The organism is Devosia sp., assembly GCF_036676215.1.
GTDB lineage: Bacteria > Pseudomonadota > Alphaproteobacteria > Rhizobiales > Devosiaceae > Devosia.
The window spans coordinates 13,568-32,961 of sequence record NZ_JAKFDJ010000094.1 but is presented as its reverse complement, the minus strand read 5'-3'; the positions used below and the strand labels follow the sequence as shown (position 1 = coordinate 32,961).

Here is a 19,394-nt window from a genome sequence, read left to right as displayed (position 1 = left end):
ATGAACACCGTCATGTGGGAGCATCCCGCCACCCAGGGTCATCTGCAGACGCTGCAGCAGCGGGGCGCTGCCGTTATCGACCCGGCCGCGGGAACGCTGGCTTGCGGCGAGGTTGGCGTCGGCAAGCTGGCGCCGGTGCCGGCTATTGTCGCGGCAATCGAGGCGGCACTGGTCCAGCCAACGACCGATCTGGCCGATCTCACCGTCCTGATCACCGCTGGCCCGACCACCAGCCCCATCGACGCAGTCCGCTACATCACCAACCATTCGACAGGGCGCATGGGCGCGGCTATGGCCGAGGAAGCGCTGCGGCGGGGCGCCCGGGTGCGCTATGTGCTGGGCGTGGACAAGGGCGTGGTGCGCCCTGTTGCCCCAAAGGGCAGCGCCGACCGCCTGACGCTGGTCGAGGTGCGAACGGCCGAAGAAATGGCCGAGGCGGCACTGGCCTTCCTGCCGGACGTGGGCGGGGTGATCGCCACGGCGGCGGTGCTGGACTATCGTGTGGCAACGCCCTCCGCCAGCAAGCTCAAGCGCGCTGCGGCGGACACGACGCTGGATATGGTGCCGTCGGTCGATGTGCTCGGCGCCTTGCGGCAGGCGGCGACCAATCAATGGTTCCTCGGCTTCGCCGCTGAAACCGACAACATCGAAGCCAATGCCAGCAGCAAGCTCGAAAGCAAGAAGCTTGACTACCTGTTCGCCAATCCAGTCGCCCGCATCGGGGAAGTCACTTCGACCGGATTTTCGGTACCAACCAATGGCGGCACCTTGTTGCGGGCGGGAGGCGAAGCCGTGTCGTTGCCGGTAATGAGCAAGGCGGAACTGGCAAAGCGTCTTTGGGATCTTATTGCATGACCACAATATTGCGGACCATTGCCGAGGTGCGGGCCTGGCGGGATCGGGTACCGCCGGGCGAGAAAGTCGCGCTCGTGCCAACCATGGGCGCGCTGCATGCCGGCCATATGAGCCTCATGGACCTGGCACGCCGCCGCGCCGGCGTGACCATTGCCAGCATCTTCGTCAATCCGCTGCAATTCGGGCCCAGCGAGGACTTAAGCAAATATCCGCGCCCGGTCGAAAAGGACATCGCCCTGCTCGAAGCGGCGGGGATCGACGCGGTCTTCCTGCCCCCGGTCGAGGAGCTATATCCCGAAGACGCATCCACTTTCGTGGTGGAGGAGAGGGTGTCGCTCCCGCTCTGCGGCGCCGTCCGCCCGGGCCATTTCCGGGGCGTCGCCACGGTCGTGCTGAAGCTCTTTAATATCGTCACGCCAGACCTTGCCGTGTTCGGGCAGAAGGACGCCCAGCAATGCGTGGTGATCGAGCGCATGGTGCGCGATCTCAACCTGCGGATCGAGATCGTCCGCGGCCTGATTGTACGCGAGCCGGACGGGCTGGCGCTGAGTTCGCGCAATATCTATCTGGGTGAAGCTGACCGCAGGGCGGCGCCTGCCATTTTCGCCAGTCTCGAAGCGGCGCGCCGTGCCTTTGAAGGCGGCGAAAGAAATGCCGACGCGCTGGCCGCAATCGGGCGAGCAATCCTCGCCGCCGAGCCGCGGATAAAGCTGCAATACTGGGAGATCCGCCATCCCGAAAGCCTCGAGCTCATCGAGACGATAGGCCCGGCCGGCGCCCTGTTTGCCGTCGCTGCGCATCTGGGTGCAACACGGCTCATCGACAATTACCTGGCACGGACGGCATAACCTGTGCGGCCGACGGCTGAATGACTATCAGCCTTTAAGAGGGTATCTCGATGCGGATCGCCATCCAGACGCTGGGCACACGCGGCGATGTTCAGCCTTATATCGCACTGGCAAAAGGCCTCGTTCGCAATGGCCACGTCGTCCAGATCTCGGCTCCGGTTCAGTTCGAGAGCTTGGTCGCGGCGCATTCCATCCCGTTCATCGGCCTTCCCGGCGAATTCCTCGCTCTGATGGATACGCCGGAGGGCAAGGCCGCCATTGCCGGCGGTCAGGGCTTCAGCGCCGGGCTGAAGCTCGTCAAATATGTGCGGCCACTGATGGTTCGGCTGCTCGACGAAGAAGCTGCAGCGGTGAAGTCCTTCGCACCCGACCTGATCCTCTATCACCCCAAATCGATCGCGTCCCCGCATCTGGCGGCGGCGCTGGGGGTGCCGAGCATTCTCGCCTCCCCATTGCCGGGGTTCACACCGACATCGGCATTTCCGAGTCCGCTGCTGCCCTTCAGTTCGCTCGGGCCGTTGAACAAGGTCAGCCATCTGCTGGCGATGCGTGGCGGAGAGCTGCTGTTTGCAAAGGAGCTGCGCGCGTGGCGCCAGCGATCGCTGGGACTGGAAGCGCGCGGTCGGCCCAGCAAGCCAGTCGGGACGCTCTACGGCTATAGTCCAAAGGTGTTGCCGGTGCCGAAAGACTGGAGCGATGACGTGCTGGTCTCGGGCTACTGGTTCCTTGATGGCGAAGACTGGACGCCCGATGCGGGGCTCGCGGAATTCCTCGCGGCTGGCGACAAGCCGATTTATGTCGGATTTGGCAGCATGCCCGGCATCGACGCCGAGGCGATGAGCACGATGATCCTCGAGGCATTGGCCAGGACCGGCAAGCGTGGGCTGCTGGCGACCGGCGGCGGAGCGCTGGCGGGCAAGGCCCTGCCGGCGAATGTGCACCTTATTTCCGCGGCGCCGCACGACCGCCTGTTGCCGCTGACGTCGGCGGCCATCCACCATGGCGGCGCCGGCACCACCGGCGCTGCGCTACGTGCTGGCCTGCCGACGACGATTGCTCCGTTCTTTGGCGACCAGCCATTCTGGGGCCGGCGGATCGAGCAGCTCGGCGTGGGGCCAGGTCCGCTGAACCGCAAGACGCTCTCCGCCGACGGCCTGGCCAGTGCGATCACGGCGATGGACGACCCCGACGTGCGCCGGAAGGCAAATGCGCTTGGGGCGGCGATCCGTGAGGAGGACGGCATAGAAGCGGCCATCCGCTTCATCGAGACCCGGATCGGCGTCAGCAAAGCAAGCTGAGGCACACGGGCTATGTCGGCGCTGGTCGCCGGCCGGTCAGCCCACATATCCGAATTGCCGTGGCATCCACAGGACGGTCTCGGGCACGAGGATCAGGATCAGCAGGGCACACAGCAATACCGCCACGAAAGGCCAGATTTCCTGGATAATGTCCTTCACCGGAATGCCGGTCACCGCGTTCATGACGAAAAGCAGCACGCCATAGGGCGGCGTAACCAGGCCGATCATGATGTTGACGGTGACGACAATGCCGAAGTGGACAAGATCGATCTCGAGCGCCCGGCAGGCGGGAATGAACAGGGGCACGACGACGAGGAGCAGCGTCGTGGCATCGAAGAAGCAGCCGAGAATGAGGAATATCAGGTTGACGATCAGGAGGAAGACGACGGGCGACAGTTCCGTGCCGTCGAGCAGGCTGGCAACGGCCGCGGGGACGCCTTCGGTGGCGATGATGTAGTTGAAGATGAAGGCGCCGGCGATCAGCACGGCGACCACCGCCGTGGAACGCGAGGAGGCGATCAGCGTCTCCACGAGGTCGCGGAAACCAACCGTCCGATAGTAGAAGCTGGCCAGCGCCAGCGCATAGACCGCGGCCAGGGCCGCCGCTTCGGTGGGGGTCGTGGCGCCGCCATAGATGCCCCAAAGCAGGATGACCGGCAGCATCAGGGCAGGCAGGGCCTGCAGGGTCACGCGCGGGAACTGGCGCAGCGGCACGATCTCGCCACGCGGGAAATCACGTTTCTCGCTGACGAAGGCGACGAGCATCATCAGCGCCAGGCCGAGCATCAGCCCGGGCGCCACCCCACCGAGGAAGAGATAGCCCACCGAGGTGTCCGAGATCAGCGCGTAGATCACCAGCGGAATCGACGGCGGGATGATCGGCCCGATAACGGCCGAGGCGCTGGCGACCGCGGCGGCAAAGCCGGGCGGATAGCGGCCGGTTTTCACCATCATCATGGTGACGAGCTTGCCCGGCCCTGCAGCATCGGCGACCGCCGAGCCGCTCATCCCGGCAAAGACGATGCTGACGAGAATATCCACCTGCGCGAGGCCGCCCTTGAGCCGGCCGACCAGGGCCTGGCAGAAGGCCAGCAACCGGTCGGTAACGCCGCCGGCATTCATCAGGTTGGCGGCGAGGATGAACAGCGGTACCGCCAGCAGCACGAAGCTGTCGAACATGCCGTTGAGCATCTGCTCGGCGAGCAGCCCGATATCGGCCCCCATAAACAGCAGGTACCCGATCGAGGCGATGAACATGGCATAGGCCACAGGTACGCCGAATGCGGCCAGCCCGAAGAAACCGGCCAGCAAAAGGACAAACGGCAGGCTCATAGAATGCTCTCCGATTCACCGGGCGAAGGCGGGTTCACTTCGTCGCGCCAATGGGCGCCACAGAGCCGGACGATCCGCCATAGGCCGGCGGCGATGGCCGAGACGAGAAAGACGAGAAAGATCGCATAGACGATGTCGAACGGCAGGCGCAGCACCGGGGTGCGCACGATCCGCATGAAGCTGATGAAATCGAAGGACGGCCTCAGCGCGATGGCAAAGGCGACAATGGTCAATGCAGTGGCGGCCAGGGCGAGCACCCGGCGGCCGCGTGGCGGCAGGCTTCCCGAAATCAGGTCGAAAGCGATGTGGTCGCGCTCGTGCAGGATGAACGAGCAGGTCCAGAACACCACCCAGATATAGAGAACCAGGGTGAGTTCCTGCGTCCATGCCGTGGGATTGTTGAGGACATAGCGGGTGAATATCTGGATCAGGAAGGTGCCGAACAGCGCGGCAAACATCGCTGCCGCAACCAGTTCGGCACCCCGCCGCATATGCGCCGCGAGGTGCCTCAGCATATCGATCACTCGACCGCGTTGATGCGATCGACGATGCCCGCCGGCCAGGATGCCGACCAGTCGGACTCGAGGTAGGCCTTCTGAACGGTGCTGCGGAACGCTTCGACATCAGGGGTCGTAACGGTCAGGCCCTGCTCTTCGAGGAACCCGACCAGTGCGGCCTCGTCGGCAATGCGGTTCTCGTTGTTGAAGTCGCGGGCCGCCTTGGCCGCCGCGAGGACCTTTTCCTTCTGCTCATCGGTGAGCGCGGCCCAGGTGTTGTTGGCCATGGAGAGGAAAATGCCGTCGACGAGATGGCCGGTGAGGACGATCTGCTTGGTCACTTCATAGAACTTGGCGGCGCGCACGGTCGGCAGCGGATTGTCCTGGCCGTCGATGGCCCCGGTCTGGAGTGCGGTGTAGATTTCGCCGAAGGCGACCGGGAGGGGATTGGCGCCCAGCGCTTCACCCAGGAACAGCCAGGTATCGGAGCCCGGCATGCGCAGCTTGACGCCAGCGAGGTCTGCCGGGGTCTGCACGTCCTTTTCGACGCGCAGGTTGAGCTGGCGCGTGCCGAGATAGGCGGCGGTCAGGATCTTGATGCCCATGTCCTGCTCGACCATGCCGAAGAATTCCTGCCCGATCTCGCCGTCGAACACGGCGATCTGGTGAGCGGGATCGCGGACCAGATAGCCAGCGGTGAAAACCGACCAGGCCGGAATCTGGTTGGCGATATCCTGGGCCGAGATCATCGCCATTTCGAGATTGCCGCGCTGCATCGCCACCGGCTCGGTGCCCTGCTTGAACAAGGTGCCGTTGAGATGAATTTCTACATCGAACTCGCCCGGAGCACTCTCCTCGAGCGCGTCCTTGAAGACGGTCAGCATCTTGGCATGCCAATCGGATTCGACAGCCGGGGTTGAAATCCTGATCTTGACCGGATCGGCAGCGAATGTCGGCACGACGGTCGCGAGCCCCAGTACAGCGGCGAGCGCCACAAGGGTACGGCGTGTGAAGCGGTGCATTTGGTTCCTCCCATGATGTCGACGACACGCCGACCAGATCCTGTGCGGGACCGGCATTCGGCCCGCGGTGTACGAAGATGCCTTCGGTGGCTTGTGTGAGTACACGGTGACATGTTACCGATAGTAGCAGAGTTCGACAAGGTCGTTTTTTCTCTCTCAGCGCAGGTACTTTCGATATGGGCAAGGACAAGCAGTTCGGCATTTTCGCAGCCATGACGACGCCGTTCGGCGCGGATGGCGCCATCGATATGGGCAAGCTGGTGCCCCATGCCCGCGCCTGTATCGCCGCTGGTTGCGCCGGCATTTCGACGTTTGGTACCACCGGCGAAGGTCCCTCGATCGGCACCGCCGAGCGACGTCTGGTGCTTGAGGCGCTGCGGGCGGGCGGGATCGATGGCACGCAGATCGTGCCCGGTATCGCCGTCTCGGCCGTCGACGATGCGGCTTCCCATGCACAGGTGGCAGCCGAATTCGGCTGCCATGCATTGCTGGTTACACCGCCGATCTTCTATAAGGGTGTCGGTCCAGCCGAGGTGACCGAGTGGTACGCGGCGCTTTTGGGAAAGACTGCCGCCGATGGCCCCGGCTATATCCTCTACAACATACCCCAGGTGACCGGCGTGAAGGTGACGGGGGAGACCATTGCGGCGCTCAACACGCGATTCCCGGGGCGGATCGTCGGGGTCAAGGATTCATCCGGCGACTGGGACAATGCCCTTGCCATGCTGCAGTCTTTTCCCGATCTCCACATCCTGATCGGCGACGAGCGCGTTCTGGACAAGGGCGTGAAGCTCGGGGCATCCGGTGCGATCAGCGGCGTCGCCAATTTCCGCGTCGATCTGCTCAATGACGTGCTGGCTGGCAAGCCGGCCAGTGCCGCGCTTGCTCCCCTGGTTGAGGCCATCGTCGAGCACCCGGCGACGCCGGCGGTGAAGGCTCTTGTCGGCCATCTCAGCGGCGATATCGAATGGCGGCGTGTGCGGGCGCCGCTGCGCGCGCTTTCCGATACCGAGGCCCAGCGACTGGGCCGCCGCTATGATGAACTCTTTGCCAGGGAGGCCGCATGATTGAGCGGCCGGAATCGGAGCTCTCCGATAGCCCGTCACGGCCCATGCGCGACCTGGCCTATCGGAACTTTACCGATCGGCTGATGTCGCGCGACATCCGCCCGGGACAGTTCATTTCGCAGCGGGAACTGGTGGCGATGACTGGCATGCCGCTCGGCGCCATCCGCGAGCTGGTGCCGCGGCTTGAGGCCGATGGGCTGATCAAGACCGTTCCCAAACGCGGCATGCAGGTGGCCCATGTGGATCTTGACCTGATTCGCAATGCCTTCCAGTTCCGCCTCATGATGGAGCGGGAGGCGGTCGCCGAATTTGCCCGCACGGCGCCCATGGACCTGATCGCTGACCAGCATCGGCAACATCTCGAGATCGCCGCCGAAGCCAGGAACGGCGTGTCACCGGCCCTGCTGCAGCGGGCGCAGGCCATGGACTGGCGGCTGCACGACCTGATGATCGATCGGCTGGGCAACGAGATCATTTCCAATGCCTATCGCGTCAACTCCATCAAGATCCGGCTCATCGGCTTCGAGCGCGTGCGCATGCTGCCGGAACTGGTGGATTCGGTCATGGCCGAACACATTCCCTTCCTCGAAGCAGCGTTGAGGCGCGACGTGAATGGCGCCATGTCCGCCATGGAGGCCCACATCGCCAGCGCCCGTGCCCGCGCGATGCAGCTGTGATTCTGGCCGAGCCCACAACAGGTGGGCTCGGAATGGCCTATTGGGCGTGCCGGAGCAATTCATGCTGCAGAAGAGAATGGCGCGCCGGTCAGGATTTCGCCTGCAGGTACCGACGCCGGACCGGTGACTCTGGCGTCATGCCGCGACAATAGAGGCCAAGAGGCGATGGAGCGACAATACTCCGAGCCGCTTACCATTGCCGTCGGTCACGACAACCAGCTGCTTGCCCGAGGCAAGGAGCCTCGACGCGGCCTCCTCGAGTAGCGTGCCGGCGGGCATTTCAATGCCATCTGAGGGGTTTGTCGTGTCGGGTTCCATGACCGTTTCGACGCGGATGACCTTGGCCCGGTTCACATGCCGCACGAAGTTCATGATGTATTCGTCGGCAGGATTCAGCACGATTTCCTGGCCGGTGCCCTGTTGGATTACCTCGCCATCCCGGAGGATGGCGATGCGGTCCCCAAGCCTCAGCGCTTCATCGAGGTCGTGCGTGATGAAAACGATCGTCTTCTTGATCTCCTTTTGGAGGTCGAGAAGGATGGTCTGCATATCGACACGAATAAGTGGATCAAGGGCCGAGAATGCCTCGTCCATCAGCAGGATCGGCGCGTCATTGGCCAATGCTCGGGCCAGTCCGACACGCTGCTGCATGCCGCCCGACAATTGGCTGATGTAGCTATTTTCGAACCCCTGCAAGCCGACCCGGCCGAGCCAGTACCGCGCCGCCTCGACCTGGCGCTGCCGCGGCACGCCCTGAAGTTCGAGGCCATAGACAGTGTTTTCGAGCACGTTGCGATGGGGCAGCAGCCCAAACCGCTGAAACACCATGGCTGTCTTGTGCCGACGGAAGTCGCGCAGTTCGCGATGCGACATCTTCACGACGTCGGTGCCTGCAACCAGGACCTCGCCGACGCTCGGGTCCACAAGGCGATTGATGTGCCGGATCAGGGTGGATTTTCCCGAGCCCGAAAGGCCCATGATGACCTGGATGCATCCGGCCGGCATCGAGATGTTGATGTTGTTGAGGCCGAGGACATGCTTGTGCCGCTCCAGGATCTCGGTCTTGCTCACACCCTGTCGCAGGAGGGGAATGATCTTTTCCGGCTGTTGCCCGAAGATCTTGGACAGACCCTTTATCTCAATGCCGTAGGTGTTTTCCGACGCATCAACCATGTGCATGTTCCTGATGCTTCTGAATCCTCTTTCCGAACGCCTGGCTGATGCGATCGAAGATGATTGCAATGCCGACGATCGCCAGACCGTTGAACATTCCCATGGTGAAGTATTGATTGTTGATGGCGCGGAGCACCGGCTGCCCGAGACCCTGAACGCCGATCATTGACGCGATCACCACCATGGCCAGCGCCATCATGATAGTCTGGTTGATGCCCGCCATGATCGTCGGCAAGGCCAGGGGAAGCTGCACATTGTAGAGCTTTTGCCAGCTGGACGACCCGAAGGCGTCCGACGCTTCAAGGACCTCTTTGTCGACCAGGCGAATACCCAGGTTCGTCAGTCGGATTATTGGCGGGATCGCGTAGATCACCACGGCGAGAAGCCCGGGAACCCGGCCGATCCCCAGCAGCATCACGACCGGAATGAGATAGACGAAGCTCGGCAGCGTCTGCATGACGTCGAGCACCGGACTGATAATGCTCTGAACGCGGTTAGAACGCGCCATGACGATACCAATGGGTATCCCCAGCACAAGCGAGATGACCGTACATACGAAGATCATCGACACGGTGCGCATCGTGTCTTCCCACATGCCGAAATAACCGATCAGCAGCAGGGTGATGACCGAGCCCAGAACGATCGTCCACTTGCGGCTAGCAAGCCAGGCAAGGGCTGCAATGGCAACAATGACGACGAACCAGGGCGTATTGAGCATGAGCCATTCCGACTGGATCAGAAAATAGCGCAGGGGCTCGAAAATCTGCTGGATTGCATCACCGTAGGTCCGCGTAAATCCGCGAAAGGAGTCGTCGATAGTCATGCGGAGCGCGCGCATACTATCTTCATCCAGCTGCGGGAATGTCCAAAGCCAGTCCATGTCGTTCCTCTTGTCGTATCGTGGACACGATCGTTGTTTGTGCGCTCACATCAATCATTCCTGGCGGCTCGCGAAAGCCGCCAGTGCGTTTGATGAGGCGCCAAAGATCAGGTCGACTTAGAGAGCGGCTTCAATCTTCTGCGCGGCTTCTTCGGAAACCCACTGGGTCCAGATATCCTTGTTGTTCTCAAGGAAATACTTGGCACCATCGTCGCCGGTCGCCTGATTGTCGGTCATCCATGCCAAGAGCTTGTTGACGATGGCGTTGGACCACGACCGGTGCGCCAGATAGTCCATTACCGGCTGGCTGGTGCGCTCGGCGAACCCGGACGTCGTGACCGTCAGCACCTTGTCGGCAGCCCAGTCATTGATCTTCGGATCGGGACAGTCGGCAACCGAGTTGCAGCGTGCCCATTCGGCGTCATCGCGGGGGGCGTCGAATGCCAGCTTGACCATCGGGTAGCGACCAAGAATGGCGGTCGGCGCCCAGTAGTAACCCAGCCAGCCTTCCTGACGCTCGTATGCCCGGGCGATCGAACCATCGAGACCGGCAGACGAGCCCGTGTCGACAAGCACAAAGCCCGCCGCTTCAGCGTCATAGGCCTTGAACATCTGCGACGTCACGACAGTGCCACCCCAGCCCTGCGGGCCGTTGAAGACGGCGCCCTTGCCGGGCTCTTCCGGTGCCGGAAACAGTTCGGGATGCTGAAGCGCGTCCTTGACCGTGACGATTTCCGGATGCGCGTCCGCGATATATTGGGGCATGAACCAGCCCTGCTGGCCACCCTCGGTCAGAGCCAGGCCCGTAGCGACTAGTTTGCCTTCCTCCAGGCCACGATTGACGACCTCCGGAACGAGATCGACCCAGGCCTCGGGGGCGATGTCGGGCTGCCCCGTTTCCGCCATTGACGTCAGTGTCGGCACGGTGTCGCCCGAGATGGCCGACACGTCGCAGCCATAACCGTTCTCAAGGATAAACTTGTCAAGGCTGGCAAGAACTTCGGCGCTCTGCCAGTTCATTGCGGCAATCGTCACTTCGCCACAGTCTTCCTGGGCCACAGCTGTTCCGGCGGCGGTCAACCCAATGGCAATGCAAGTTAGTCGGACCAAATGCTTCATCTGCTTCTCTCCCCGGCGCTCGAATAGAAAACTCCCGGCAGCACCGATTGCCGCGAGTCTTTTCCTGGAAACCCCACATATGCGGGCGATGGCGTCGTCCGGCCCGAAACGGCCGCGCGACGCGGCGCAAGGCGCCGACGGGCTCGCCCTCACGCGGCCCGATCCTCCAATTGAACGTTTCGTCTTGCGCGCCTCGTAGCGTGCGCACCGATGAGCTTGGCATCCGTGCTTCCAGAGGGGCGCTCGACCTCATGCCGTGCCGGCCCAGCGAGCTTGTGAGCTCGGCAACCAAAGCAGTTGCTCTGCCTGTTGCTGCGGAAGTCCGGGATTGGTCATCGGCTCCTCGTCGCCATGAGGACCAATTTCTGTGTGTCCTGCACACACTGAAAAGCCCTGCATATGACGACTCAGCATATCGAGGCGACGTGGCCGAAATAGTATGTTTGCGACGACTGAGCGGTCGTTTCGAGACAAGGCGGCCGCCGTTGGACATTGGAGAGAGGTGCTGGAGAATTGCGTCGGTACGGGAAATGGCCGCCGTCCTCAGCGAACGGGCCGGGGGCGGCGGGCCTCAGAGCTGACTTCGCTGACGCCTAAGCGGCCAGTTCGCCATGCGGATCGAGCACGAATTTGACGGCGGCGCCCTGGTCGAAGCTTTCATAGCCCTGCGCTGCATCATCAAGGGAAATGATGCGGGCATTGACGATGTCGGCGATGGGCAGGCGGTCATGCAGGATGGCCTGCATCAGCTGGCGATTGTACTTGATGACCGGGGTCTGGCCGGTGTGGAAGGACTGTGCCTTGGCCCAACCGAGGCCGAAACGGAGCGACAGGCTGCCCTGCTTTGCGGCACTGTCGACGCCGCCGGGATCGGCGGTGACATAGAGGCCCGGAATGCCGATAGAGCCGGCCGGACGGGTGATTTCCATCATCTGGTTCAGCACGATAGCCGGCTGCTCGCCGCCGGCGTGACCACGAGCTTCGAAGCCAACGGCGTCAATGGCGCTGTCGACTTCGTCGGAGCCAGTGACCTCGGCGATCAATTCGCCAAGCCGGTCGTGCTTGGACAGGTCAATGGCTTCAAAGCCCATCTTGCTGGCATGGGCCAGCCGGTCCTTGTTGAAATCGCCGATCATGACCACTGCGGCACCCAGAATGCGGGCGGAGGCGGCAGCGGCTAGGCCGACCGGGCCGGCACCAGCCACATAGACGGTGGAGCCGACGCCGACGCCGGCCTTGACCGCGCCGTGGAAGCCGGTGGGCAGGATGTCGGAGAGCATGGTGAGGTCGCGGATCTTGCTCATGGCACGATCACGGTCGGGGAATTTCAGCAAGTTGAAATCGGCGTAGGGCACGGTGACGTAGCGGGCCTGGCCGCCGATCCAGCCGCCCATGTCGACATAGCCGTAGGCGCCGCCGGCGCGGGACGGATTGACCGTGAGGCAGACGCCGGTGTCCTGGGACTTGCAGCAGCGGCAGCGGCCGCAGGCGACGTTGAAGGGAACCGAGACGATGTCGCCGATGTCGAGCATTTCGACATCGCGCCCTTTCTCTATCACCATGCCGGTGATCTCGTGCCCGAGGACGAGACCGGGAGCGGCCGTGGTGCGGCCACGCACCATGTGCTGGTCGGACCCACAGATGTTGGTCGAGATCACCTTCAGGATGACGCCGTGGTCGATCCTGCGGCCATCGGGGGCCTCCAGCTTGGCATCCTCGATGTCGCGCACTTCCACTTTGCCGGGTCCGATATAGACCACGCCGCGATTGGTACTCATATTTCGTCTCCTCGCTGTTGTTGTTGATGCCTGTCCGGTTCGTTCAGCACTCGGGCAGGTTGACAGCCAGCCCTCCCAGGCTGGTTTCCTTGAATTTGGTGTTCATTTCCTCGCCGGTCTGGCGCATGGCCTCGATGCAATTATCGAGCGGCATGAAATGGGAACCATCGCCGCGCAGCGCGAGCGATGCCGCAGCTACCGCCTTGGTCGCGCCAATGCCGTTGCGCTCGATGCAGGGCACCTGGACGAGCCCGGCGACGGGATCACAGGTCATGCCGAGGTGATGTTCGAGGGCAATTTCGGCGGCATTCTCGACCTGTTCAGGCGTGCCGCCCAGCACGGCGCAGAGGCCGGCTGCTGCCATGGCGGCGGCGGAGCCGACTTCGCCCTGGCATCCGGCCTCGGCCCCTGAAATGGAGGCATTGTGCTTGATGAGGCCGCCGATCGCGGCAGCGGTCAGCAGGAAGTCGGAAATTCTGGCCGGGTCGGCACCGTTGCAATGGTCGAGATAGTAGCGCAGCACGGCCGGCACGACTCCCGCTGCGCCATTGGTGGGCGAGGTCACGACCTGGCCTCCGGCGGCGTTTTCTTCGTTGACGGCCATGGCGTAGACGCTCAGCCAGTCCGAGGCAGCATGGGGTTGGCCGGAATTGGTCAGGCGTTCGCCGACCAGTTGCTGGTGGATGTGCTTCGCCCTGCGGCGGACACGCAGCCCGCCGGGCAGTTCGCCACTGAGAGCAAGGCCGCGCTCGATGCAATTGTTCATCACCGACCAGATGCGGTTGACGCCGACTTCTACGTCTTCACTGGTGCGAAGCCGGGCTTCGTTCTCCCGTTTCATGGCGGCGATGGAGAGGCCGTTGGTCTTCGCCATCTGCAGCATGGCGACTGCGTTCTTGAACGGGTACGGCCAGTCCGTGCTATCGGCGCCGACCACTACGCTGGGCCTCTCGCGCTCGGCAGCAGTGACGACGAAGCCTCCGCCTATCGAGTAATAGGTCTCGGTGAGCAGTGCATTGCCCTCGGCATCGAGAGCGGAGAAGACAAGCCCATTGGCGTGGCCCGTCAGGGGCGGACCGTAATCGAAGATGATGTCGGTTGCCGGGTCGAAGGTAATGGCGGGCAGCCCTTGGGGATGAAGCGCGCGCGTGGTGTGCAGGTCGGCAAGCTGGTGTTCAGCGGATTCCATATCAAGGGTGGCCGGCAACCAGCCGAGCAGGCCGAGTGCCACGGCACGATCGGTGGCATGGCCCTTGCCGGTAAAGGCAAGGGATCCATGCAGGCTCACCCGGATCCGAGCCGCCTCCCGACCAGCCGGAGCCTCCTGCAATAGCTGCAGAAAACTCACCGCGGCCGTCATCGGCCCCATAGTGTGCGACGAGGACGGGCCGATACCAAACTTGAAGACGTCGAAAACACTGAGGAACACGGCGCCCGATCTCGTTTGTGCAGGAGATTGTCCGGGCGCTGGGATGCGCCCGGGATGGCTCGGCTCGGTGCGAAATATCAGTCGTAGATCGGGAAGCGGGCGCAGATGTCCCGCACTTCGGCGAGAACCCGCTTTTCCACCGCGGCGTCGCCTTCGGGGCCGGCTGCGGCCAGGGCGTCGATGACCTGAAGGATCAGTTCGCCGACGCGCTTGAATTCAGCCTGGCCGAAACCACGGGTGGTGCCGGCCGAGGTGCCGACGCGCACGCCGGAGGTGATGGCCGGCTTTTCCGGATCAAAGGGAATGGCATTCTTGTTACAGGTGAGACCGGCGCGTTCGAGGGCATGCTCGGCATCGCGACCCTTGACGCCCTTGGGGCGCAGGTCGACCAGCACCATATGGCAATCGGTTCCACCCGAGACGATGTTGAGACCACCGGCGGTCATCGTCGCAGCAAGCACCTGGGCGTTGGCGATGACATCGCGAGCGTAGATCTTGAAGCCGGGCTGGAGCGCCTCGCCGAAGGCCACTGCCTTGGCGGCGATGACATGCATCAGTGGACCGCCCTGATTGCCCGGAAAGACGGCGGAGTTGAGCTTTTTGGCGAGGGCCTCGTCATTGGTGAGGATCATGCCGCCGCGCGGGCCGCGCAGAGTCTTGTGCGTCGTCGTCGTCACGACATGGGCATGGGGCATCGGGTCTGGATAGACGCCGGCGGCAACCAGGCCGGCATAGTGGGCCATGTCGACCATAAGATAAGCGCCCACTTCATCGGCGACCTTGCGGAACGCAGCAAAGTCGATGGCGCGCGGATAGGCCGATGCGCCCGCGACGATGAGCTTGGGGCGGGTTTCCAGGGCCAGGGCACGCATCTGATCGTAGTCGATCATCTGGTCGGATTCGCGAACCTGATAGCTGACGACATCGAACCACTTGCCGGACATGGTGACGGGCGAGCCGTGCGTGAGGTGACCGCCATGGGCCAGCGACATGCCCATGATGCGATCGCCGGGCTGCAGCAAAGCGAGGAACACGGCCTGGTTGGCCTGTGCGCCGGAATGCGGCTGCACATTGGCATAGGCGGCGCCAAACAGTTCCTTGGCGCGTTCGATGGCGATGGTCTCGACCTCGTCGACGAACTCGCAGCCACCATAGTAGCGTTTGCCGGGATAGCCTTCGGCATACTTGTTGGTCAGCACCGAGCCCTGCGCGCGCAGCACGTTGGCCGAGACAATATTTTCCGAGGCGATCAGCTCGATCTGACTCTGCTGGCGCCCGAGTTCGCGATCGATGGCCGCCGCGACGGCATGATCGGCCAAGTCGCCAAGTGTCTTTGTGTGAAACATGTTGTCCTCCTCCAGAGGGCGTCAGATACCAAGTTCGATTTCGCGGCTGATGCCAGCGAGCAGATGCCGGACGTGGTCGGCGAACGAGTGCCAGACCTCGATGCGGAAGCGGTCGTCTGTGGTGTTGCCGCCGGCACAGCCTTGGGTTGGGCATCGGGCCATTGGGGCTTCCGGTTTCACGGCCTGTCAGGGCATTAGCCGGCAGCTACGGAAACGAAAAACGAGACATCGTGTACCTCGAACGACCATGTTGAGGTATCATTGCGACATTGACGGAAGAAGCACAGGATGCTTGCGTCAAAAGGGCCGCATTAAAACGACAGTGAGGCGAGTTAGGCCGGTTCAGCAACAGGCGAAGACAGCGATGCCTGTTTCCGGATTTCATGCGGCGTACTAGCGAAGCGCTGGCGGAACATGCGGCTGAGATGGGACGCGTCGCAGAAGCCGCACTCAACGGCCACGGCAGCCACAGACTTGTCCGTCGTCTCAATGAGGTGGCGGGCCAAGGTCAGGCGAATTTGCAGGAACGCAGCTTGCGGAGATACACCCAGTTCCGCCCTGAAATGGCGTTCAAGCCGGCGTTTGCCGTTGCCCATGCGGCGCGCCAGTTCGGTGACGGACAACGGGTTGTCGATACTCTGCTGCATCAACAGCAGAGCCCGCATCACCATTGGATCGCGCGTAGAGAAATCCATCGACACACCGGGCTGAGGCTTTTCCGGCCGCATCGCATCGTCGATGATCATGATGTGGAGGCTCTTGCTCGCTTGTGCTCGGCCGACATGCTTCTCCACGAGATAGGCGGCTAGGTGTGCCGAGCTGGCGCCGCCCGAGCAGGTCAGTCGGTCGCCATCATCGATAAAGATTTGGTCGGAGACAGGATTGAGACCGTCGAACTGTTCGAGGAAATCGGCGTGATGAAACCAGCTCACGCAGCACCGATAGCCTTGCATGAGGCCGGCTTTGTGCAGCAGGAAGCCACCGGTGCAAACGCCAACCAGCGGTATGCCGGCCGCAGCCGCTTTTTTGAGGTATGCCGTATATTCGGCGCCCAAGCTGGACATGTCGTCGTCCATCAGCCCGCCGATGACGACAACGTAGTCGAACTTGGTGGGGTCGCCGAGCCGCTCGTTCGGCTGCACCGATATGCCGCTGCTGGAGGGCACCGCGCTCATTGTGTCGGACAGAACCGTCCATCCGCACATGATTGGCCTGCTTCGGTCTCCTTCGTCGGCCGCCAGCCGCAGGACGTCGACGAAATTAGCGAACGCGCAAAGTGTAAAGCGCTTGGCCAGGATGAAACCTACCGAGAGGCGCAATCCGTCCGGACGGGCTTTGTAGACCCTCGAGGAGGTGGCACTCATCCGTTTGGCACTCGCGTTGGCTTCCATCGCATCGCCTGCTGCCAGTTTCCCCGTCACTGTCGTATCGCCAATCTCGGTTTGACGCAAACAGGACAGAACGTGTCGCAATTTCCCATTGATCGTGAGATCGGCCAAATAGCGGCTGCGTCTGTGTCCTCGCACATGCGAAAAAGGACATTACCGATTTAGCGCAAACCCGAGGTCTCAATTGTGCGATAGGTGCCAGCAGCACGCCAGCTTTTGGCGGACCGCAACGGCGACGCAAATAGCCGACATTCAAACCGGTAGGCCAAGGTCTCGGATTGGGCCCGAAGCGGACATCGCCCCGGTCCTGCCCTGACCATCGATGGGGCACCAGTCGTCATTCCAACGCGGCGAACTGCTCCACCAGAGGCGTTGCCCCAGAGACGATCAGCAGGTCGCCAGGCTGGATGATCGTCTCCGGTCGCGCATAGGTGAAGTCGGTCTTGGGCCGCTTAACGCCGACGACGGTTACGCCATATTTGCTGCGCAGGGCCGACTCGGCCAGGGTCTTGTTGAGGCTCTCCCGCGGTGCCCGGGTTTTGACGATGGCGAAGCCGTCGTCAAATTCGATGAAGTCGATCATCTGGCCGGTCACGAGATGCGCCACCCGTTCGCCCATTGCCGCTTCCGGGTAGATGACGTGGTGGGCGCCCGTGCGCTCCAGCAGGCGACCATGTTTTGCGCTGAGTGCCTTGGCCCAAATGTCGGGCACCCGAAGTTCGCTGAGGGCCAGCACCGTCATCAGGCTGGCCTCGATATCGGTTCCGATACCGACCACGGCCTTCTCAAAATCGGCGACGCCCAGGCGCGTCAGCGTGTCCGAGTTGGTAGAGTCGGCCTGCACCACGTGGGTGAGGCGGTTGGCCCATGACTGAACCAGGGCGGCGTCCTCGTCGATGGCGAGAACTTCATGACCGAGCCTGACCAATGAATCGGCAACGGCCCCGCCGAACCGGCCAAGGCCGATGACGAGTACGCTGCCGGGCGATGCTGCAGTGGTTTTCTTAGCCAACTATTGGGCGCTCCTCGGGATATCGGTAGGGCCGCTGTGATCGCTTGAGGGCGAGCCCCGTGGCCACGGTGATGGTGCCAACGCGACCAACGAACATCAGGGCGACAAGTGTGAGCTCGGCGGATGGCGGCAGATCGCCGGTAATGCCGGTCGATAGGCCTACAGTAGCGAAGGCCGAAATGGTTTCAAACAGCACCTGCTCCAGGGTGAAGGATGTGACCGAAAGCAGATGCAAGGTCGCCAGTGCGACGGCGAGTATGGCGAGGACGATGAGGGTCAAGGCCTGGCGTTGTACATCGGCTGAAAACCGGCGGTGGAAGGCGATCGTGTCCGGCTCGCCCCGGATTTCCGCCCAGACGGCAAGCATGAGCACCAGCGCAGTGGAAACCTTGATACCACCGGCAGTGCCAGCACTGCCACCGCCGATGAACATCAGCACATTAGTGACGACAAGGGTCTCGGGTTGCAGCGCGCCGACGTCGATGGCGTTGAAGCCGGCGGTCCGGGTCATGACGGAATGGAACAGGGCGCCCAGTATGCGCTCGGGAAATGTCAGCATGCCAAGCACGCCATTCGCCATCGCTTCATAGGCGAACACACTCACAGTCCCCAATACAAGCAGGCCGGCCGTGCCGAGCAATGTAATCTTGGTATGCACGGACCATTTACTGGGACGCCAGAGGGTTCGACGTAGATCGGCAAGCACTGGAAAGCCGATACCCCCGATGATCACCCCCAGCATGATTGGCCCAAGAAACAGCCAGTCGTCAGCAAATCCGATGAGGCTGTCGGAATAGGTGGAGAAGCCGGCATTGTTGAAGGCCGAAACGGAATGGAAGAGCCCATTCCAGATCGACAGGGACAGGGGTTCTCCATAGCTCCAGTGCAGACGCACCGTAAGCACTGGCCAGATGGTGAGTTCGACCAGGATGGTCACGACGAAAATGAGGCGGAGAACCCCCTTTACATCACCTAAATCAAGGGTGCGTGTTTCGGCCTGGGCGATGATCCGCGTGCGCAGGCCCAGGCGCCGGCTGATCAGGACACCGAGCAAAGTGCTCCCTGTCATGATGCCAAAGCCGCCCACCTGGATCAGCGCCAGAATGACGGCCTGTCCGAACGCTGTCCAATAGGTCGGCGTGTCGACCACGATCAGGCCAGTGACGCAGACCGCAGAGGTCGCGGTAAAGAGGGCTGTGATGAAATCGGTGCCGCCCGGACCGACCTTGGCGATCGGCAGCAACAGCAGCGCCGTTCCTATGGCGATTGCCGAAAGGAAAGCCAAAGGAACGAGGCGCGCGGGATGCTGGAGGGACGCTCTCAAACTCGGCCTTCTTGTGTCGTTCGAGCGGATTGATTGCGCCCAGAATAGCGCAACGTCCTTATTGTTTTCTTATGGCCCAGCCAAACCTTCCGGATGGAATTTTTATGGCCATCAGGAACATTGAATGACCTCCAAGCCATGGAGGCAACCATGTCCGATCTGATTTTCCTCTCCGTCGTCGTGATCGCGTTTCTAGCACTTTTTGCTTATGCGCGCGGCCTGTCGCGTTTGTGAGGATGCCATGCTGCTGATCATCATCCTCATCGTGCTCGGCCTCGCTGGCTATCTGCTGGCGACCTTGATCTCGCCCGAGCGCTTCTGACTTCAAAATCCTCCAAGGAGACCTATC

General features: G+C 62.4%; 18 protein-coding genes and 1 pseudogene. 6 read left to right on the top strand and 13 right to left on the bottom strand.

Annotated elements, in window-relative coordinates:
• The 3 genes from V6M52_RS09730 to V6M52_RS09720 form a co-directional block, all read left to right on the top strand.
• Positions 1–855 (top strand): phosphopantothenoylcysteine decarboxylase domain-containing protein (locus V6M52_RS09730; RefSeq protein WP_332700869.1); only part of this gene is annotated, 855 nt, incomplete at its 5' end.
• Positions 852–1,703 (top strand): pantoate--beta-alanine ligase, encoded by an 852-nt coding sequence (gene panC, locus V6M52_RS09725; protein ID WP_332700868.1) that lies wholly within the window; start codon positions 852–854, stop codon positions 1,701–1,703. The genes V6M52_RS09730 and panC, both read left to right, overlap by 4 nt.
• Positions 1,704–1,753: 50 nt before the next feature.
• Entirely contained in the window at positions 1,754–3,001 is a 1,248-nt protein-coding gene (locus V6M52_RS09720) for a glycosyltransferase (RefSeq protein WP_332700867.1), read from the top strand.
• A 36-nt stretch (positions 3,002–3,037) separates the two neighbouring features.
• Here the strand turns inward: V6M52_RS09720 and V6M52_RS09715 are convergent, their stop codons facing one another.
• The 3 genes from V6M52_RS09715 to V6M52_RS09705 are packed head-to-tail and all read right to left on the bottom strand — an operon-like array spanning position 3,038 to position 5,852.
• The gene (locus V6M52_RS09715; protein ID WP_332700866.1) at positions 3,038–4,333 is read right to left on the bottom strand and encodes a TRAP transporter large permease; all 1,296 of its coding nucleotides are present in this window, start codon (positions 4,331–4,333) and stop codon (positions 3,038–3,040) included.
• A complete protein-coding gene (locus tag V6M52_RS09710; protein WP_332700865.1) occupies positions 4,330–4,848 on the bottom strand; it encodes a TRAP transporter small permease in 519 nt (172 codons plus the stop codon). Before V6M52_RS09710 ends, V6M52_RS09715 begins: the two co-directional genes overlap by 4 nt.
• 5 nt (positions 4,849–4,853) lie before the next feature.
• A complete protein-coding gene (locus tag V6M52_RS09705; RefSeq protein WP_332700864.1) occupies positions 4,854–5,852 on the bottom strand; it encodes a sialic acid TRAP transporter substrate-binding protein SiaP in 999 nt (332 codons plus the stop codon).
• 176 nt (positions 5,853–6,028) lie between these two features.
• Here V6M52_RS09705 and V6M52_RS09700 point away from each other — a divergent pair, with 176 nt between their 5' ends.
• Positions 6,029–6,919 (top strand): dihydrodipicolinate synthase family protein, encoded by an 891-nt coding sequence (locus tag V6M52_RS09700; protein WP_332700863.1) that lies wholly within the window; start codon positions 6,029–6,031, stop codon positions 6,917–6,919.
• Positions 6,916–7,596, top strand: a complete 681-nt coding sequence (locus V6M52_RS09695; protein WP_332687396.1) for a GntR family transcriptional regulator — start codon at positions 6,916–6,918, stop codon at positions 7,594–7,596. Before V6M52_RS09700 ends, V6M52_RS09695 begins: the two co-directional genes overlap by 4 nt.
• Positions 7,597–7,731: 135 nt before the next feature.
• Here the strand turns inward: V6M52_RS09695 and V6M52_RS09690 are convergent, their stop codons facing one another.
• The 10 genes and pseudogenes from V6M52_RS09690 to V6M52_RS09645 form a co-directional block, all read right to left on the bottom strand.
• On the bottom strand, positions 7,732–8,769 hold the full coding sequence (locus V6M52_RS09690) for a quaternary amine ABC transporter ATP-binding protein (protein WP_332700872.1): 1,038 nt from the start codon (positions 8,767–8,769) through the stop codon (positions 7,732–7,734).
• The gene (locus tag V6M52_RS09685; RefSeq protein WP_332700862.1) at positions 8,762–9,649 is read right to left on the bottom strand and encodes an ABC transporter permease; all 888 of its coding nucleotides are present in this window, start codon (positions 9,647–9,649) and stop codon (positions 8,762–8,764) included. The genes V6M52_RS09690 and V6M52_RS09685 overlap by 8 nt, the downstream gene beginning before the upstream one ends.
• A gap of 117 nt (positions 9,650–9,766) precedes the next feature.
• Positions 9,767–10,768: an ABC transporter substrate-binding protein gene (locus V6M52_RS09680; protein WP_332687399.1), complete on the bottom strand. Its 1,002-nt coding sequence runs from the start codon at positions 10,766–10,768 to the stop codon at positions 9,767–9,769.
• A 593-nt stretch (positions 10,769–11,361) separates the two neighbouring features.
• Positions 11,362–12,546, bottom strand: a complete 1,185-nt coding sequence (gene fdhA / locus V6M52_RS09675; protein WP_332687400.1) for a formaldehyde dehydrogenase, glutathione-independent — start codon at positions 12,544–12,546, stop codon at positions 11,362–11,364.
• 43 nt (positions 12,547–12,589) lie between these two features.
• Entirely contained in the window at positions 12,590–13,975 is a 1,386-nt protein-coding gene (locus tag V6M52_RS09670; protein ID WP_332700861.1) for an L-serine ammonia-lyase, read from the bottom strand.
• A gap of 77 nt (positions 13,976–14,052) precedes the next feature.
• Complete coding sequence (gene glyA / locus V6M52_RS09665; protein WP_332687402.1) at positions 14,053–15,321, bottom strand: serine hydroxymethyltransferase; 1,269 nt, start codon at positions 15,319–15,321, stop codon at positions 14,053–14,055.
• Between the two features lie 21 nt (positions 15,322–15,342).
• Positions 15,343–15,435 (bottom strand): annotated as a pseudogene (locus V6M52_RS09660) (sarcosine oxidase subunit gamma); the annotation flags it as partial.
• A gap of 218 nt (positions 15,436–15,653) precedes the next feature.
• Positions 15,654–16,685 carry a GlxA family transcriptional regulator gene (locus V6M52_RS09655; RefSeq protein WP_332687417.1) on the bottom strand — a complete coding sequence of 344 codons (1,032 nt, stop codon included), beginning with the start codon at positions 16,683–16,685 and terminating at the stop codon, positions 15,654–15,656.
• Between the two features lie 361 nt (positions 16,686–17,046).
• Positions 17,047–17,721: a potassium channel family protein gene (locus tag V6M52_RS09650; RefSeq protein WP_332700860.1), complete on the bottom strand. Its 675-nt coding sequence runs from the start codon at positions 17,719–17,721 to the stop codon at positions 17,047–17,049.
• Positions 17,714–19,045 carry a TrkH family potassium uptake protein gene (locus V6M52_RS09645; RefSeq protein WP_332700859.1) on the bottom strand — a complete coding sequence of 444 codons (1,332 nt, stop codon included), beginning with the start codon at positions 19,043–19,045 and terminating at the stop codon, positions 17,714–17,716. The genes V6M52_RS09650 and V6M52_RS09645 overlap by 8 nt, the downstream gene beginning before the upstream one ends.
• Before the next feature lie 208 nt (positions 19,046–19,253).
• Here V6M52_RS09645 and V6M52_RS09640 point away from each other — a divergent pair, with 208 nt between their 5' ends.
• The gene (locus V6M52_RS09640; protein ID WP_332700858.1) at positions 19,254–19,367 is read left to right on the top strand and encodes a potassium-transporting ATPase subunit F; all 114 of its coding nucleotides are present in this window, start codon (positions 19,254–19,256) and stop codon (positions 19,365–19,367) included.
• Positions 19,368–19,394: the final 27 nt, after the last annotated feature.

What these genes read in the sequence shown, in the direction of transcription:
- panC (WP_332700868.1), top strand. Translation starts at nt 852, where the DNA reads ATGACCACAATATTGCGGACCATTGCCGAGGTGCGGGCCTGGCGGGAT.
- V6M52_RS09720 (WP_332700867.1), top strand. Translation starts at nt 1,754, where the DNA reads ATGCGGATCGCCATCCAGACGCTGGGCACACGCGGCGATGTTCAGCCT.
- V6M52_RS09715 (WP_332700866.1), bottom strand. Translation starts at nt 4,333, where the DNA reads ATGAGCCTGCCGTTTGTCCTTTTGCTGGCCGGTTTCTTCGGGCTGGCC.
- V6M52_RS09710 (WP_332700865.1), bottom strand. Translation starts at nt 4,848, where the DNA reads ATGCTGAGGCACCTCGCGGCGCATATGCGGCGGGGTGCCGAACTGGTT.
- V6M52_RS09705 (WP_332700864.1), bottom strand. Translation starts at nt 5,852, where the DNA reads ATGCACCGCTTCACACGCCGTACCCTTGTGGCGCTCGCCGCTGTACTG.
- V6M52_RS09700 (WP_332700863.1), top strand. Translation starts at nt 6,029, where the DNA reads ATGGGCAAGGACAAGCAGTTCGGCATTTTCGCAGCCATGACGACGCCG.
- V6M52_RS09695 (WP_332687396.1), top strand. Translation starts at nt 6,916, where the DNA reads ATGATTGAGCGGCCGGAATCGGAGCTCTCCGATAGCCCGTCACGGCCC.
- V6M52_RS09690 (WP_332700872.1), bottom strand. Translation starts at nt 8,769, where the DNA reads ATGGTTGATGCGTCGGAAAACACCTACGGCATTGAGATAAAGGGTCTG.
- V6M52_RS09685 (WP_332700862.1), bottom strand. Translation starts at nt 9,649, where the DNA reads ATGGACTGGCTTTGGACATTCCCGCAGCTGGATGAAGATAGTATGCGC.
- V6M52_RS09680 (WP_332687399.1), bottom strand. Translation starts at nt 10,768, where the DNA reads ATGAAGCATTTGGTCCGACTAACTTGCATTGCCATTGGGTTGACCGCC.
- fdhA (WP_332687400.1), bottom strand. Translation starts at nt 12,546, where the DNA reads ATGAGTACCAATCGCGGCGTGGTCTATATCGGACCCGGCAAAGTGGAA.
- glyA (WP_332687402.1), bottom strand. Translation starts at nt 15,321, where the DNA reads ATGTTTCACACAAAGACACTTGGCGACTTGGCCGATCATGCCGTCGCG.
- V6M52_RS09655 (WP_332687417.1), bottom strand. Translation starts at nt 16,685, where the DNA reads ATGAGTGCCACCTCCTCGAGGGTCTACAAAGCCCGTCCGGACGGATTG.
- V6M52_RS09640 (WP_332700858.1), top strand. Translation starts at nt 19,254, where the DNA reads ATGCGCGCGGCCTGTCGCGTTTGTGAGGATGCCATGCTGCTGATCATC.